The organism is Amycolatopsis sp. NPDC114504 (assembly GCF_055633595.1).
In genome coordinates, this window is the sequence record NZ_JBVKDU010000003.1 from 1,636,907 (window position 1) to 1,651,527 (window position 14,621).

Annotated in this window: 15 protein-coding genes; 6 read left to right on the top strand and 9 right to left on the bottom strand. The window is 71.8% G+C overall.

The window, feature by feature from the left end:
* Nucleotides 1–8: 8 nt before the first annotated feature.
* Complete coding sequence (locus tag ACZ7PG_RS29290) at nt 9–722, bottom strand: type 1 glutamine amidotransferase (RefSeq protein WP_470242258.1); 714 nt, start codon at nt 720–722, stop codon at nt 9–11.
* A complete protein-coding gene (locus ACZ7PG_RS29295; RefSeq protein ID WP_470242259.1) occupies nt 715–1,908 on the bottom strand; it encodes a MurT ligase domain-containing protein in 1,194 nt (397 codons plus the stop codon). Before ACZ7PG_RS29295 ends, ACZ7PG_RS29290 begins: the two co-directional genes overlap by 8 nt.
* Nucleotides 1,909–2,693: 785 nt before the next feature.
* Between ACZ7PG_RS29295 and ACZ7PG_RS29300 the strand changes: the two genes are divergently transcribed.
* From ACZ7PG_RS29300 to ACZ7PG_RS29310, 3 genes are read left to right on the top strand one after another with little or no spacing between them, the layout of a single operon-like run.
* Nucleotides 2,694–3,476, top strand: coding sequence for an IclR family transcriptional regulator (locus tag ACZ7PG_RS29300; protein ID WP_470242260.1), 783 nt, complete (start codon nt 2,694–2,696; stop codon nt 3,474–3,476).
* Nucleotides 3,473–5,158: an L-lactate permease gene (locus ACZ7PG_RS29305; protein ID WP_470242261.1), complete on the top strand. Its 1,686-nt coding sequence runs from the start codon at nt 3,473–3,475 to the stop codon at nt 5,156–5,158. Before ACZ7PG_RS29300 ends, ACZ7PG_RS29305 begins: the two co-directional genes overlap by 4 nt.
* A gap of 10 nt (nt 5,159–5,168) precedes the next feature.
* A complete protein-coding gene (locus tag ACZ7PG_RS29310) occupies nt 5,169–5,720 on the top strand; it encodes an HD domain-containing protein (protein ID WP_470242262.1) in 552 nt (183 codons plus the stop codon).
* Here the strand turns inward: ACZ7PG_RS29310 and ACZ7PG_RS29315 are convergent.
* The 4 genes from ACZ7PG_RS29315 to ACZ7PG_RS29330 are packed head-to-tail and all read right to left on the bottom strand — an operon-like array spanning nt 5,717 to nt 8,574.
* Nucleotides 5,717–6,487, bottom strand: a complete 771-nt coding sequence (locus ACZ7PG_RS29315; protein WP_470242263.1) for a hypothetical protein — start codon at nt 6,485–6,487, stop codon at nt 5,717–5,719. The two genes, ACZ7PG_RS29310 and ACZ7PG_RS29315, sit on opposite strands and share 4 nt — an antisense overlap.
* A gap of 4 nt (nt 6,488–6,491) precedes the next feature.
* On the bottom strand, nt 6,492–7,757 hold the full coding sequence (locus tag ACZ7PG_RS29320; RefSeq protein ID WP_470242264.1) for an RNA polymerase sigma factor: 1,266 nt from the start codon (nt 7,755–7,757) through the stop codon (nt 6,492–6,494).
* 39 nt (nt 7,758–7,796) lie between these two features.
* Nucleotides 7,797–8,147 carry a YciI family protein gene (locus ACZ7PG_RS29325; RefSeq protein WP_470242265.1) on the bottom strand — a complete coding sequence of 117 codons (351 nt, stop codon included), beginning with the start codon at nt 8,145–8,147 and terminating at the stop codon, nt 7,797–7,799.
* Between the two features lie 4 nt (nt 8,148–8,151).
* On the bottom strand, nt 8,152–8,574 hold the full coding sequence (locus tag ACZ7PG_RS29330) for a YciI family protein (protein WP_470242266.1): 423 nt from the start codon (nt 8,572–8,574) through the stop codon (nt 8,152–8,154).
* A gap of 145 nt (nt 8,575–8,719) precedes the next feature.
* On the opposite strand from ACZ7PG_RS29330, the gene ACZ7PG_RS29335 reads away from it, so the two are divergent.
* Nucleotides 8,720–9,703, top strand: coding sequence for a small ribosomal subunit Rsm22 family protein (locus ACZ7PG_RS29335; RefSeq protein ID WP_470242267.1), 984 nt, complete (start codon nt 8,720–8,722; stop codon nt 9,701–9,703).
* A 3-nt stretch (nt 9,704–9,706) separates the two neighbouring features.
* On the opposite strand, the gene ACZ7PG_RS29340 is transcribed toward ACZ7PG_RS29335, so the two are convergent.
* A complete protein-coding gene (locus tag ACZ7PG_RS29340) occupies nt 9,707–10,549 on the bottom strand; it encodes a maleylpyruvate isomerase family mycothiol-dependent enzyme (RefSeq protein WP_470242268.1) in 843 nt (280 codons plus the stop codon).
* 64 nt (nt 10,550–10,613) lie between these two features.
* Between ACZ7PG_RS29340 and ACZ7PG_RS29345 the strand changes: the two genes are divergently transcribed.
* Together ACZ7PG_RS29345 and ACZ7PG_RS29350 are read left to right on the top strand one after the other, a co-directional pair.
* On the top strand, nt 10,614–11,930 hold the full coding sequence (locus ACZ7PG_RS29345; protein ID WP_470242269.1) for a sensor histidine kinase: 1,317 nt from the start codon (nt 10,614–10,616) through the stop codon (nt 11,928–11,930).
* A 56-nt stretch (nt 11,931–11,986) separates the two neighbouring features.
* A complete protein-coding gene (locus tag ACZ7PG_RS29350) occupies nt 11,987–13,303 on the top strand; it encodes a DUF2079 domain-containing protein (RefSeq protein ID WP_470242270.1) in 1,317 nt (438 codons plus the stop codon).
* Nucleotides 13,304–13,435: 132 nt separating this feature from the next.
* Here ACZ7PG_RS29350 and ACZ7PG_RS29355 read toward each other — a convergent pair whose 3' ends face one another.
* Together ACZ7PG_RS29355 and ACZ7PG_RS29360 are read right to left on the bottom strand one after the other, a co-directional pair.
* Nucleotides 13,436–14,044, bottom strand: coding sequence for a DUF4232 domain-containing protein (locus ACZ7PG_RS29355; protein WP_470242271.1), 609 nt, complete (start codon nt 14,042–14,044; stop codon nt 13,436–13,438).
* Between the two features lie 26 nt (nt 14,045–14,070).
* The gene (locus ACZ7PG_RS29360; protein ID WP_470242272.1) at nt 14,071–14,559 is read right to left on the bottom strand and encodes a DUF4232 domain-containing protein; all 489 of its coding nucleotides are present in this window, start codon (nt 14,557–14,559) and stop codon (nt 14,071–14,073) included.
* Nucleotides 14,560–14,621 lie beyond the last annotated feature (62 nt).

A 14,621-nucleotide genomic window follows, 5' to 3' on the forward strand; every position in this document is an offset into this window, starting at 1 on the left:
GGCCGCCGTCACGACGTCCGCCGACGGCGCGTGGCGGTGAGCCGCTCCACGCGCAGACGGTCGACCTCGGGCAGTTCGAGAGCCGGCAGCGGGTGCCCGGCCGTCCAGGTCAGCAGCAGGTCGGCCAGCACGGGGTTGCGGGCGAGCGCCGGGCCGTGCAGGTAGGTGCCGACGATCCGGTCGGTCACCGCCCCTTCGGTGCCGTCGCCGTTGCCGGTCCCGCGCACGACGTGCCCGAGCGGTTCGCTGTCGGCGCCGAGCTTGCTGACGCCGAGGTGGTTCTCGAACCCGGTGAGCGGCGCTCCGCCGAGGATTTCCGAGGACGTCGCGACCAGTTCGGAGACCGCGCGGCGTTCGCCGGGCTCGGTGACGACGTCGAGCAGGCCGAGACCGTCGTGGTCGACGCCGTCGAGGCCGCGGAAGCGGGTGCCGAGCACCTGCAGGCCCGCGCAGACGCCGAAGACCACCGCCTGCGGCGTCAGCGCCCGCCGGTACTTCCGCAGGTGGGCCGCGGCCAGCGCCTGTGCGCCGTCCTCGCCGCCGCCGAGCAGGTAGAGGTCCAAAGTGGACGGAACCGGCTCGCCGAGCCCGACCGGCACGACCTCGGCGTCGAGCCCGCGCCAGCGCAGCCGCTGGCAGAGGACCTGCGCGTTGCCGGTGTCGCCGTAGGTGCCGAGCACCTCGGGCAGCAGGAGTCCGATGTGGACGATCGAGTCACGCACCAGGCAGCCTGCCGACGAGGTCGCGGAACGCGGTGTAGTTGGCGACGAGCTCGACGCCACCGGGCGGCAGCGCGTCGATCGCGGCGACCGGGTCGGGTTCGGCCCAGTGCGCGACCTCGGCGTAGCAGAGCCGGACGGCGAGGTCGGCCCCGCGCTCGCCGGTGACGACGACCTGGCGGCCGCGCAGCCGTTCGAAGTGCACGTCCCAGAGCCACGACAGGTCTCGGCCGTCGGCCTCCTGGGCGTTGACCGCGACGACGACGGGGGTGTCCTCGTCCAGCACCCGCAGCGTTTCGACCCAGCCGGCCGGGTTCTTGGCCAGCATCAGCCGCACGGAGTGCCGCGACCGGCGGATCGTCCGGTAGCGGCCGCCGATGTCGGTGATGGTCCGCAGCCGAGCGGCGGCGGTGTGCGGCGGAACACCGAGCCGGTGCGCGGCGGCGAGCGCGAAGGCGGCGTTGGATCGGTTCGCGTCCCCGGGAAGCCGCAGGTCCAGGTCGACTTGACGACCGCCGGGGGTGTCGACGAGATCGCCGTCGAGGGTCCAGGTGGGCTCGGGGCGGGCGAGGCCGCAGGCGCAGCTCCAGTGGTGTTTGGTGTGGGTGATCGGGCCGTCGCAGCGCGGGCAGGCGGTCGAGTCCCCGGTCCAGCGACGGCCGGCGCCGACCCACACGGGTTTCGCGGCCACGCTCGCCGCGGAGGTGACGAGAACGTCGTCACCATTGGCGACAATCGTGGTTCCGGGGTGGTTCTCGATCGCTTTGCGCAGATCTCGTTCGGTGGAACGAACCTCGCCGACGCGGTCGAGCTGGTCGCGGCTGAGGTTGAGCAGGACGAGCACCGCGGGTTCCAGCTGGTCGGCGACCCAGGGCAGGTAGGTCTCGTCGACTTCGAGAACGGCGTAGGGGGCGTCGGGGCGCGCGGCCAGGGCGGCGAGGACGCCGTCGGGCATGTTGGCCCCGTCGCTGTTGGCGGCGACTTCGGCGAGCGCTTCGAGGGCCCGGGTGATCATCAGGGCGGTCGTGGTTTTGCCGTTGGTGCCGGTGACGAGAACGACGGTGCGGTCCCGGCCGAGCCGCCGCAGGGCTTTCGGATCGAGGGCAAGGGTGACGCGGCCACCGATGACACCGCCTTTGCCGAGGCCGGCCCGCCGGGAGAGCCAGGCGGAGACCCGCCCGGCGGTCACGGACGCGCGGGTACGGAGGGGGCTTCGGGCGGTCACCGGGTGGATGGTGCTCGGGAGGCGCTGTGATTTCGCTGAGTCCGTGACCCGGGTCTCGGCCGGTGCTGCTCGGTCCTCCCTGGCTGGGCCTCCCTGGCCGGGTTCGCTGCGGCCGGCAGGCGCCGGCGAAGTCGCAGTCCCGGCTCGCTCGATCACCGGCGGGCCGGTGGGCAGGTCGGGTGAGGTCGCGAATGAGTCATGGGCGACACCACCGCTCGGCGCACGGAAGGCAGCGCGCGGAGTTAGCCGCCTGAATGTCGTGAACGATTTCGTACACAGCCCCCGCCGACACAGCCCCCGCCGACACAGCCCCCGCCGACACAGCCCCCGCCGACACAGCCCCCGCCGACACAGCCCCCGCCGACACAGCCCCCGCCCGTCCCTGGGGGGCGTCCCTGTTCCAGCGTATCGACCCCCACCGACGAAAAACGCGAAAAGCCACCACCCGAGCCGGTTTGTCCACATTACGGCCACCCTGGGGACAACTCCTCTACTCCCTTCACGGCCCATTCACGGATATGAACCACCCACCGTCGAACTTGTCGAACAACCCCTTCCACGCCTCCACAACCGCCATAGGTAGGGAACTTAACCATCGGAGGTTGTACCAATTAGCCTGCGCAACTAACCGCATTCTTGTGAGACGTTTCAAGATCTTCCCCACATACATCGGAGGTGTTACCGTCCAACCCCACCCAGCGGAAATGCGTACCGCTGAGCGGAAACGGGAACGTCCAACGGAGGGCATCGTGGGACCGGAGCGCGTACTGGAGAACAGCGGAACTCTCGAACGCGGGCTCGCGGTGCTCGAGCACGTGGGTCGGCACCAGGAGATTTCCACCAATGCGATCGCGCGGCAACTGGGGCTTTCCCGCAGTGCCGCCTACCGCATCGTCGGCACCCTGAAGAGCCTCGAATACCTCGAAGCCGACCAGGTCACCGGGCGGGTCAGGCTCGGCACGCGGCTCGTCGAACTCGGGGCCCGGGCCATGGCCGCCACCGATCTGCACCGGTGTGCGCCCCGGTACCTCGCGTCGCTCGCCGAACGGTCCGGGGAGACCACCTACCTCGCCGTTCCCGACAACGACACCATGGTCTACGTCGCGACCGAACGCAGTGCCAGCGCCGTCACCCTCGCCTGCCGGCTCGGCACGCGACGGCCGCAGCACGCCACCTCGCTCGGGAAAGCCTGGCTCGCCGCGCTGCCCGAAGCCGATCGGGCCGAGCGTGTCCGGCGGATGAAGCTCGACTCCCTCACGCTCAAGACGATCAACGATCCGCTCCGGCTGCTCGACGACCTCGCGCGGACCAGCCGTCGCGGCTGGGCGGTCGACGAGGTCGAGAACGAGCCCGACGTCGGGTGCGTCGCCGCCGCCGTGCGCGATCACTCCGGGCGGCCGATCGCCGCCATCTCCATCGCCGGGCCGGCGCCGCGCGTACTGCGCCGCCTCGACGAGCTCGGTGCCTCCGTCGCCGGGACCGCCGCCGCCCTGTCGCTGCGGCTCGGATACGTCCGGGGGCAGCGGGGATGACCTGGCTCCAGGACTACCAGCCGGCGGGCGGACTGTGGGTCTCCGCGCTGCTCGCCGCGCTCCCGATCATCGTGCTGCTGGTCGCGCTCGGCGTCGTCCGCCTGTCCGCGCACCTGTCCGCCGCCCTCGCGCTGGTCACCGCGCTCGGCGTCGCCCTGCTGCTGTACCGGATGCCGGCCGCGCTGGCGTTCGACTCCGCGGCGATGGGCGTCGTGTTCGGCGTGTGGTCGGTGGCCTGGATCGCCTTCCACGCCGTGTACTTCCACAACGTCACCGTCGCCACCGGCCGGTTCGACGCCATCAAGCGCGTGCTCGCCGGGTTCAGCGAAGACCGGCGGCTGCAGGCGCTGCTCATCGCGTTCGGCTTCGGCGCGCTCCTCGAAGGCGTCGCGGGCGGCGGGTCGCCGATCGCGATCACCGCGGCGATGATGGCCGCGCTCGGGTTCCCGCCGGTGAAGGCCGTCGTGCTGGCGCTCCTGGCGAACACCGCGCCGGTCGCGTTCGGCGGGCTCGGCAACCCGCTGATCGTGCTCGGCCGGCTGACCGCGCCGATCATGCACCTCAAGCAGGACCAGGCGACCGAACTGTTCTCGGCGGCGGTCGGCCGTCAGGTGCCGGTGCTCGCGCTGATCATCCCGGCGTTCCTGGTCGTCGTGCTCGCCGGCTGGAAGCGCATGCTCGAGGTGTGGCCGGCGGTGCTGACCGCCGGGCTCGCGTTCGCGGCCATGCAGTTCGTCGCGTCCAACTACATCAGCGCCAGTCTGGTCGACGTCCTCGCCGCGCTCACCGCGATGGCCGCGCTGTGGATACTGACGCGGTTCTGGCAGCCCGCGACGGTCTGGCGTTTCGACGGCGAAGAAAGCGCTGTCAAGAGTCTGGGCGCGGCGCAGTCCGAACGCGGCGCGCTCTACGCGTGGATGCCCTACATCATCCTGATCCTCGCCATCTTCCTGTCGCGGATCGGCACGATCTTCAAGAACCTGCCCACCTGGCTCGACCTGACGAAGCTGCTGCACAAGGCGGACTGGATCTTCGCCTGGCCGGGGCTGCACAACCACGTCGTCCAGCACCCGCCGATCACCGCGAAGAACGCGCCGTACGCGGCGACGTTCACGGTGGACTTCCTGTTCTCGCCCGGAACGGTCGCCCTGGTCGCGGCGGTCATCGCCGGCTTCGCGATGGGTGGCCGGGCGGGGCTGCTGGTCAAGACGTACCGGCAGACGCTGTTCCAGATGCGCTGGGCGCTCGCGACGATCTTCATGATCCTGGCGATCGCGTTCGTCATGAACTACTCGGGCGCGACGCAGACGCTGGGCCTGGCGCTGGCGACGACGGGCGCGGTCTTCCCGCTGTTCTCGGCGTACATCGGCTGGCTGGGCGTGTTCCTGACGGGCTCGGACGCGTCGACGAACAGCCTGTTCGGCCCGATGCAGGTGATCTCGGCCCAGCAGCTGAACCTGAACCCGATCCTGGCGGGCGCGACGAACACGTCGGGTGGCGTGATGGGCAAGATGATCTCGCCGCAGAACCTGTCGATCGGCGCGACGGCGATCGGGCAGAGCGGCAAGGAGGGGTCGCTGCTGCGCCAGACGTTCCTGTGGTCGCTGCTGCTGACCGGGGTGGTCGGCGTGATCTCCCTGCTGCAGGCGACGATCCTGACGGCGATGATCCCGTCGCCCTAGGCTGGGGCGCATGAGTGAGTCGCTGGCGTCCTTCGGGTACGAGCTGGGCCTGCTGAAGCGCGTCCGCCGGTCGGGCTGGTGGCACGCGGGGGTGCGCGACCCGGAGTCGGTCGGCGAGCACAGCCTGCGGGCGGCCCAGCTCGCGGCGTTGATCGCGACGGAGGAGGGAGCGTCGCCGGAGCGGGCGGCGTTCCTGGCGCTGTGGCACGACACGCAGGAGACCCGGACGGGTGATCTTCCGCTGACGGCGGTGGACTACCTGAAGAAGCCGGAGCCGCGGGAGATCACGGCCGACCAGACGGCCGCCTTGCCCGCGCGGTCCCGCGAGCTGGTGCGCGACGCGGTCGACGAATACGAGACCCGCTCGTCGGCCGAGGCGTTGTGCGCCAAGGATGCCGACAAGCTGGAGATGCTGCTGCAGGCGCTGGAGTACCGGGACATCGGGGTTCAGCGGGTCGACGAGTGGATCGGGTCGGCGACGAAGGGCCTCACGACGGAGACCGCGAAGAAGATCGCGGAAGCGGCGTTGACGCTGTCACCGATGGCTTGGCGGGACCGCTAGTCGCTCATCGCCGCGGAGTCGATCGTCCCGTCCGCGACACTGTGCCCGATCAGGCTGTGCGCCTGGCGGAACCGCTTGCGCGACTGCGCGAACAAATAACCGTCGGCCAGCAGGACCAGCGCGACGGCGATCGCTTCGAGCCACGCCGGTGCGGTCAGGTTCACGCACACCGCCACGGCGAGCACCGGGAGCGGCAAGAGGATGGCATCGCGGAATTCGCTCTCCGCCTTGAACCGGCTGTACTCGGCGAACAGTTCGGGCTTCGCGACGATCAGCCGCGGGGACACGTGCAGGACCTCGCGCACCGCCTCGATCGCGATGCGGTCCACCTCGTGCGGGTTGATGCCGCGCGGCGTGGCGTCGGAGCTCAGCTGCTCCTGGCGCTGCCGGTGCTCCTGCCGGATCCGGCCGCGGATGCGCTCGACGGTCCGGCCGCTCACCGGCCGGAACACGGCCAGCGGGCCACCCGGCAGGTGGTCGAGGTCCGCCGCGGTGAGCCGGAGCAGGTAGGCATGGCTCAGCCGGCCGAAGGTCGCCGCGACGAGGCTGCCGGTGACCTCGCCGATCAGCAGGCACAGCACGCTGATCGCGACGAGCCGGCCGCCCGTGCCGAACAGCTCCAGCAGCTCCAGCGCCGGTTTCCCCAGCAACCCAGCCTGCGGCGGGTGGTAATGGCCGATCAGGAGCCAGCCGGCGCAGAACCACATGTAGCCCGCCACCAGCGCACTGCGGACGTCCCGGAAGCCGGGCAGCAGCGAGGCGAGCACCGTGTCAGCGCCCCACCGCCGTCGCGCGGTCCAAGAGCAGCGCTCGCTCGCGGGCGTTCTCCGTCATCTCCGCCGCCCTTCTGAACTCCTGCTCCGCCTCCGCCAGCCGGCCCAGCTTCTCCAGCAGGTCGCCGCGGACGCTCGGGAGCAGGTGGTAGTCCTTCAACGCCGGCTCGTCGGCCACCGCGTCGACCACCTCCAGACCCGCCGCCGGGCCCCGGGCCATCGACACCGCCACCCCGCGGTTCAGCTCGATCACCGGGGACGGCTGGAGCTTTCCGAGGCCCTCGTACAACGCCGCGATGCGCGTCCAGTCCGTCTCGTCCGCCGTGCGGGCGCGGGCGTGGCACGCCGCGATCGCCGCCTGGGCCGAATACGGGCCGTACGCACCCTCGGCGATCTGTTCCGACAGGGTCAGTGCCGCCAGGCCGTGCTGGATCAGCAGGCGGTCCCAGCGGGCGCGGTCCTGCTCCAGCAGGAGCACCGGCTCGCCGTTCGGGCCGGTGCGGGCCTTCGAGCGCGACGACTGCAGCTCCATCAGCGCGACCAGGCCGTGCACCTCGGACTCGCCCGGGATCAGCCCGGCGAGGACGCGGCCGAGGCGCATCGCCTCCTCGCAGAGAGCCGGGCGCATCCAGTCGTCGCCGCGGGTGGCCGAATAGCCCTCGTTGAACACCAGGTAGATGACCTCGAGCACGGACGACAGCCGCGCGACGCGTTCGTCGCCCTCCGGCACCTCGAACGGGACCTTCGCCGCCGCGAGGGCCTTCTTCGCCCGGACGATCCGCTGCGCGATCGTCGACTCGCTGACCAGGAAGGCGCGCGCGATCTCGTCCGTGGTCAGCCCGCCGAGCATCCGCAGCGTCAGCGCGACGCGGGCCTGCGTGTTCAGCACCGGGTGGCAGGCGACGAACAGCAGGCGCAGCAGGTCGTCCTCGATGTGGTCGTCGAGGGCCGCGTCGAAGTCGGGCAGGACGCCCTCGCCGAGCTGCTGGTCGCGCCCGACCTCTTCGAGCTTCTCCGCGTACCGCTCGTTGCGGCGGAACTGGTCGACCGCGCGCCGCTTGGCGATGGTCATCAGCCACGCGCCGGGGTTGCGCGGCACGCCGGACTCCGGCCACTGCTCCAGCGCCGCGACCAGGGCGTCCTGCGCCAGCTCCTCCGCGAGGCCGACGTCGCCGCGGGCCATGCGGGCCAGACCCGCGATGAGCCGCGGCGACTCGATCCGCCACACCGTCTCGACCGTGCTTCGGGCGTCCGCAACCGTCACCCGGCCATCAGACAGGGTGATCCGGCGCGGTGCAACCCACTAGCCGCTGATCGTGCGGATCTCGATCACGCCGCCCTGCTCCTCGGGATTCGGCGCCTGCCGCATCAGCTCGACGACCTCCTCGAGCGACTCGCCGTTCAGCACCCAGAACCCGGCGACGAGCTCCTTCGTCTCCGCGAAGGGACCGTCGATGACCTTCGGCTCGGTGTCGCCTTCGAAGACGACGCGCACGCCTTCCGCACTCGACGTGAGGCCCTCGGCGATGACGATCCGGCCCTCGTTCAGCAGCCGCTCGTTGAACTTCGACATCTCGGCGAGCGCGACGGCGCTGGGCTGGAACCCGGCCGCCTCGGATTCGGGGCTGGCCTTCACCATCACCATGAACCGCATCGCGTCACGCCTTCCGCGCGCTCTGCGCGCGCAGCCGGCCTTCCAGCTCTTCGACCTCGGGCGTCATGTTCTCGAAGTCGGACGCCTCCGCGACGCGCCGGATCTCGACCTCGCCGGCCTCGCCCTCGGGGTTCGGCATCCGCTTGATCCACTCGATCGCCTCGTCACGGTCGCGGACCTGCAGGATCCAGAAGCCGCCGACGAGCTCCTTCGACTCGGTGAACGGGCCGTCGACGACCTTCGGGGTCTCCTTGCCGTCGAAGACGACCCGGGCGCCTTCCGCACTCGGCGCGAGGCCCTCGCCGGCCAGCAGGATGCCGGCCTTGACCATCTCCTCGTTGAACTTCCCCATCTCGGCCAGCAGCTCGGCGCTGGGGGCCTTGCCATCGGTGGCCTCGTTCGTCTTGACGATCACCATGAACCGCATCGCGGTCTCCTCTCGCTCGGTCTGCCTACGCGTCGAACGGCGGGGTCCCGGATCGACAGCTTCCGCCAGAAATCTTTCGCGACGGAAAACTAGCAGCTCAGGGCGGCTTCCGCGGGGCAAATCGGACAGGGGAGAATCGTCAGCCGTGGCGGTACTCCCCGACGACCTCTCCTCCGCGCTCGACGACGAGCTGGCCCGGCACCCCGTGCCGCGGCTCGCGCAGTCCGTCGACCGGCTCAGCACGCGCTACCGCCAGGGTGACGCGGCTACCTCGCCCATCCTCAGCTCCGAAGCCGACGTCGCCGCGTACGCCGGCTACCGCATGCCTGCCACCTATGCCGCCGTACACGCTGTGCTCGCCGAAGCCGCTTCGCGCGTGCCTGGCTTCGAGCCGCGGACGCAGGTCGACGTCGGTGGTGGCACCGGTGCCGCCGTGTGGGCGGCCGCCGCCGTCTGGCCGTCGCTGGCGAAGTGCACGGTTCTCGAGCAGGTCGCCGGGGCCATCGGGCTCGGCAAGCGGCTGGCCGCGGGTGCCCGGAACGCCGCCGTCCGGGGCGCCGAGTGGCGACGCGGCTTCGTCGACCCGGCCGCGCCCGCGCCGGAAGCCGACCTCGTCACGCTGTCCTACGTCCTCGGCGAACTGCCGGACGCCACCCGCGACGACGTCGTGCGCTGGCTGGCCGCCAAAGCGGGAACCGTCGCGCTCATCGAACCCGGCACCCCCGCGGGCTACGAACGGATCCGCGCCGCCCGCGCGCAGCTCATCGGCCTCGGCTTGCACGTCGTGGCGCCGTGCCCGCACGACGCCGCCTGCCCGATCGTGCCCGGCGAGGACTGGTGCCACTTCTCCGCGCGGCTGCCGCGGTCGGGCCTGCACCGGCGGCTCAAGGCGGGGACGCTCGGCTTCGAGGACGAGAAGTTCGCCTACGTCGTCGCGTCGCGGTCCGCGCCGGAACGGCCGGACGCGCGGATCATCCGGCACCCGAAGAAGCACAAGGGCTGGGTCGCGCTCGACCTCTGCACGTCGTCGGACGGGCTCAAGCCCGGCGTCGCCGTCTCGAAGAAGCAGGGCCCGCGCTACCGCGCAGCGCGCGACGCCGAGTGGGGCGACGGCTGGTCGGCGAACTGACCGCTAGGGCATCCGCACGGTCCGCAGGAACGCGGGCAGCCGCCACGGCCGCGGCCCGCTGATCCGGACCCCGCCACCCAACACGGCCCGATGGCGGGAGATCCGGCCGAACATCATCGGCACCAGCACCGCCGGGTCGAACGTCAGCCGCACGTCGGCGCGGCCGTCCGGGGCCTCCAGCCGGAGCGAGCCGTGCTGCAACGCCAGCACCGCGGGTGCCGTCGAAGCCGACCGGAACTCGACCGCGATCCGGCGCGAGGACGGCGTCGCGTCGTCGAGCAGGCGGCCCATGTCGTTGCGCACCATGCCGAACAGGAACAGCTCCAGGAACAACGCCTCGTGCGACGCGGGGATCGGCCACGGCCGCCCGATCGCGCGGGCGATGTCGAGGCCGTGCAGCAGCATCTCGTTGACCAGGTGCGCGAGCAAGCCGGCCACCGGCACGCGCGAGCCGCCCAGCCACCACACCGGCTTCTCGGGGTCGGCGTCCGCGCTGACCAGAAGCACCTCGGCGATGTCCGCGCGCAACCGCTCGGCCAGCCGGCCGGGATCGCGTTCCGGGTACAGCTCGAGCGCGAGCGCGTTCATCCGCGAGATCGTGTCCACGCTGGCCGTGTCGATCCGCTCGGCGAGGCCCGGCAGGGGCAGCGGACCGCCGTCGCCGCGGATCATCGACGTGTACATCAGCGCGATCATCCCGACGTGCGACGCCGTTTCGGCGATCGTCCACTCGCCGAGCGACGTCGCGTGCGCATCCCGCACGCCCGTCAGCAGGTCCGCGAACCGGGCGCCGGTCTCCGGCAGCGCGGCGCGCACCGCCTGCCACTGCGAAGGTGCGATGGTCACGGCTATCGACGGTAGGAGCCCGGACGGCGTCCCGGGTCTCCGAAGGTGCGGTTATCTTCTGGGCATGATCCGGCTCCTGCCCCGGTCGACCCGGTGGCGGGTCGCCCTCTTCGCCGCGCTCGCTTCGGCGCTCGTCCTCGGCCTCGGTTCCTACTGGTTCGTCGAGGCACTGCGCAGCGGCCTGGAAAGCTCCGCGAACCAGCTCGCCAGCGAAAAGGCCGGTGCGGTCGCCGGGCTGCTCGACGCCGGGGTCAAGCCCGTCGACGTCGCCAAGCAGCTCGACTACAGCGGCTACTGGATCAGCCCCGACAAGTCCGACAGCTGCCCGGACGCCCCGCGCACGAACGTCGGGCAGGCCGTGGTCTACGGAACGGACTGCGTGCTCGGCTGGCCCTTCGGCGGCGAGAACACCGTCGTGTCGCAGTCCGGGACCCTCGACGACAAGCACTTCGTCCGGGCGTCGGTGCCGATCGACCCCGTCGGTCTCGAAACCGTCGCCACCGCCCAGCGGATCCTGTGGGGCGGGGTGCCCGCGGCCGCGCTGCTCGTCGGCGGCGTCGCGTGGTTCGCCGTGCGACGGTCGCTGCGCGCGGTGGGCGGCATCCGCGCCGAGGTCGACGGCGTGCGCGCGGGCGACCTCGGCCGCCGCGTCCCGGTCCCGGACTCCGGCGACGAGATCACCGAGCTCGCCGTGACGATGAACGAGATGCTGGCCCGGCTCGACCGTTCGGTGCGGCGGCAGAGCCAGTTCACCGCGGACGCGTCGCACGAGCTGCGCACGCCGCTGGCGTCGCTGCGCACCCAGCTCGAGGTGCAGCTCGCCCACCCCGACCGGCTGGACTGGCGCCGCAGCTGCGAAAACGCCGTGCTCGACGTGACGCGGATGGAGACGCTGGCCGCGGACCTGCTGCTGCTCAGCAAGCTGGACGCGGACCAGCCGGCCGGTACCGAGCCGGTGGCGCTGGCGGACCTGGTGTCCGAACACGTCGCCGCGCGGGTCCCGCATGACGGCGTCGAACTGCACCTCGAAGCGTCGCCGGTGGTGCGCGGCCACGCCGGACGGCTCGAGCGCGTGCTGCGCAACCTCGTCGACAACGCCGAGCGCCACGCGAAGAGCCGCGTGACGATCACGCTCACCGCGTCCGGCGGCCAGAGCGTGCTGACGGTCGAGGACGACGGGCCCGGCATCCCGCCCGAGCAGCGGGAGCGCGTCTTCGACCGGTTCGTGCGGCTGGACGAGGACCGCGCCCGCGAAGACGACGGCGGCTCCGGGCTCGGCCTGGCGATCGCCGCGGAGATCGCGCGGGCGCACGGCGGCACCCTGCGCGTCGCCGACGGCGAGTCCGGCGCGCGGCTGGAGCTGCGTCTTCCGCTTGCCTGAAGACGTCTTCAGCTCTCTTAAGCTCCGGCTCAGCGTGGCCTCAAGAGCATCCCGCCATGCTGATCGACCTCGCGCCGGCTCCGGCGCGCACGCGCGACACCCGCGCGATCCCCTACGTCGTCGCCGCGGTCGCCTTCGCCGGGTATGCCGCCTGGTCGCTGCAGCGGCTCCGGACGTTCGACGCGAGCGGGTTCGACCTGGGGATCTTCGAACAGGCGGTGCGGTCCTACGCGCACGGGCACTGGCCGGTGTCGGACCTGCTCGGCGCGGACTACCCGACGCTCGGCGACCACTTCCACCCGATCCTGGCGCTGCTCGCGCCGTTCTACCTGCTCTGGCCGTCGCCGGCGTGCCTGCTGGTCGCGCAGGCCTTCCTGTTCGCGCTGTCCGCGGTGCCCGTGACGCGCTGCGCGGTTCGCGTGCTGGGCGCTCGCCGCGGTGCGGTCGTGGCCGTGGGGTACGTGCTGTCGTGGGGGCTGCTGTCCGCGGTGAACTTCGACTTCCACGAGGTCTGCTTCGCCGTCCCGATGGTGGCGTTCGCCGCGGAACACCTGCTGCGCGAACGGTGGCGGGCGGCGGTGTGGTGCGCGCTGCCGCTGGTGCTGGTCAAGGAGGACCTGCCGCTGACGCTCGCCGCGGTGGGCGTGGTCCTGGTGCTCAACCGGCAGCGACGGCTCGGCTGGGCGGTGGTCGTCTTCGGCGTGGCGACGTCGGCGCTGCTGGTGACGGTCGTGCTGCCGGCGTTGAACCCGGCCGGCGCCTACGCGCACAGCGGCGGCCTCAACCCCTTCGGCGGGTCGATCGTCAAGGTGTCGATGCTGCTGGCCCTGGTGGTGCCGACGGCGTTCACCGCGCTGCGATCGCCGGTGCTGCTGCTGGCGGTGCCGACGCTGCTCTGGCGGCTGGTCTCGGCGAACGACCGCTACTGGGGCATGGGCTACCACTACAGCGCGGTCCTGATGCCGATCGTGTTCCTCGCGGGCGTCCGCGGCGCCCGGCGGCTCGCCCGGCTGCTCCCGGCGTGCGCGCTGGTGGCCGGGCTGGCTTCGCTGGGCCTGCAGGCGGCGCACCTGACGGACGGCGTCTGGACGCCGTCGCAGCGGGCCGGCATCGACACGGTGCTGGCGCGGATCCCCGACGGCGCGACGGTGCTGGCGTCGAACCGGCTGGCCCCGCGGCTGACGTCCCGCTGCACGGTCCTGTTCTTCGACGGCGTGACGAAGCAGCGGCCGGAGTGGGTGGTGGTGGCGAAGCCGGAGCAGTCCTGGCCGACGACGCTGGCCACGAAGGCGCTCGCTCTGGAAGGGCTGAAGAGCACGGGCTACCGGCGCGTCGACGAGACGGACTCCGTCGTGCTGCTCCACCGTGCGTAGAAAGGCCGCAGCGGTAACCGGCCAGTCGGGGGGCGTGCCGGCCGGTTACCGCCGCACCGAGAAAGAGGGAGCCACACGCCCGGAATGACGCGTGGCTCCCCGCTTCACCCGATCGAGTGACGGACTGGGCCGTTAGGCCGGATCGGCCAGGATGCCGTTCACGTAGGAACCCGGGTGGGTCGCCGCGTCCTGGCGAAGCACCGGCAGGTCCGACGGCCACTTCGCCGTCAGCGCCGTGGTGGAGCCCGGCGGGATCGTGTTCAGCTTCGCCGGCGTCCACGCGGGCTCACCGGCGGCCGGCTTCACGACCGTGATCGTCGCCGACGCCGTCGTCCCCGCGGTCACCTCGTTGTACTTCACGCCGTTGTCGACGCGCGGCAGGTGGTAGACCGGGCCGAACGTCGCGTCGTCGGGGCCGACCAGGTCGACGCCCGGTACGCCGTACAAGCCGCACGTGTGGTCCGTGGTGTTGCGGTAGGTCAGCGGGATGTCGAACTGGCCCGGCGCGTCGTTCTTCTCGGCCGGCTTGCCCAGCAGGACCTCCAGGTCCGCCGTGGTGCAGCGCGGCGTGCTCGTCGACGCCGTGGCCACCCCGCCACCGGACGCCCCCTGCGCCGCGGCCGGAGCCTGAGCCGGCGCATTGCCTCCAGCCGGAGCCGGGCTCGCCGACGTCGAACTACCGCACGCCGCCAGCGCGAAGGCCCCCGCCACCGTGCCGATCCCCATCAAGATGCGCTTCATGACATTCCTCCCTGTGTCGGAAAAGCTCAGCTGCTGACCGGCGTGACCTGCACCGTGTCGCCCTTCAGCGGCGCCCCGGCGGGCCATTCGACGCTCACCGGCTGGCCGAACGGGCCGGTCGGCAGGTCGAACGTCACGAACGTCGGCGAAGAAGGCGCGGCCGCCGAGCGCTGCACGATCCGCGACACGGCCGGGTGCCCCTCGCGCAGGTTCACCGGCACGGACTCACTTCCGTCCGTGGTCGCGGTGACCGGCAGCCGCTGCCCGCCGGCGATGAAGGTCAACGCGGTCGGCGCGCCTTCGAGCTTGCAGTTCGTCGTCGGCGAAGCCGCGGTGTAGGTGAGGACGTAGGCCTCGTGGCCGGCGGCGTTCGACGGGTCGGGCGCCACGGTCACGTGGACGTCCGACGCCCCGCACGGCGTGTCGCTCGGCATGGCGTTCGCGGCCCCGGCCGCCAGGACCAGCCCGCCGGCCGCCAGACCCCCGACGATCAGCGCGGTGACAGTTCGCTTCATGGTCATCCTCCCTCGTTCCGTGATCAACTGGACTCACAGTGAGAGATGCCCGGGGGCCGCCC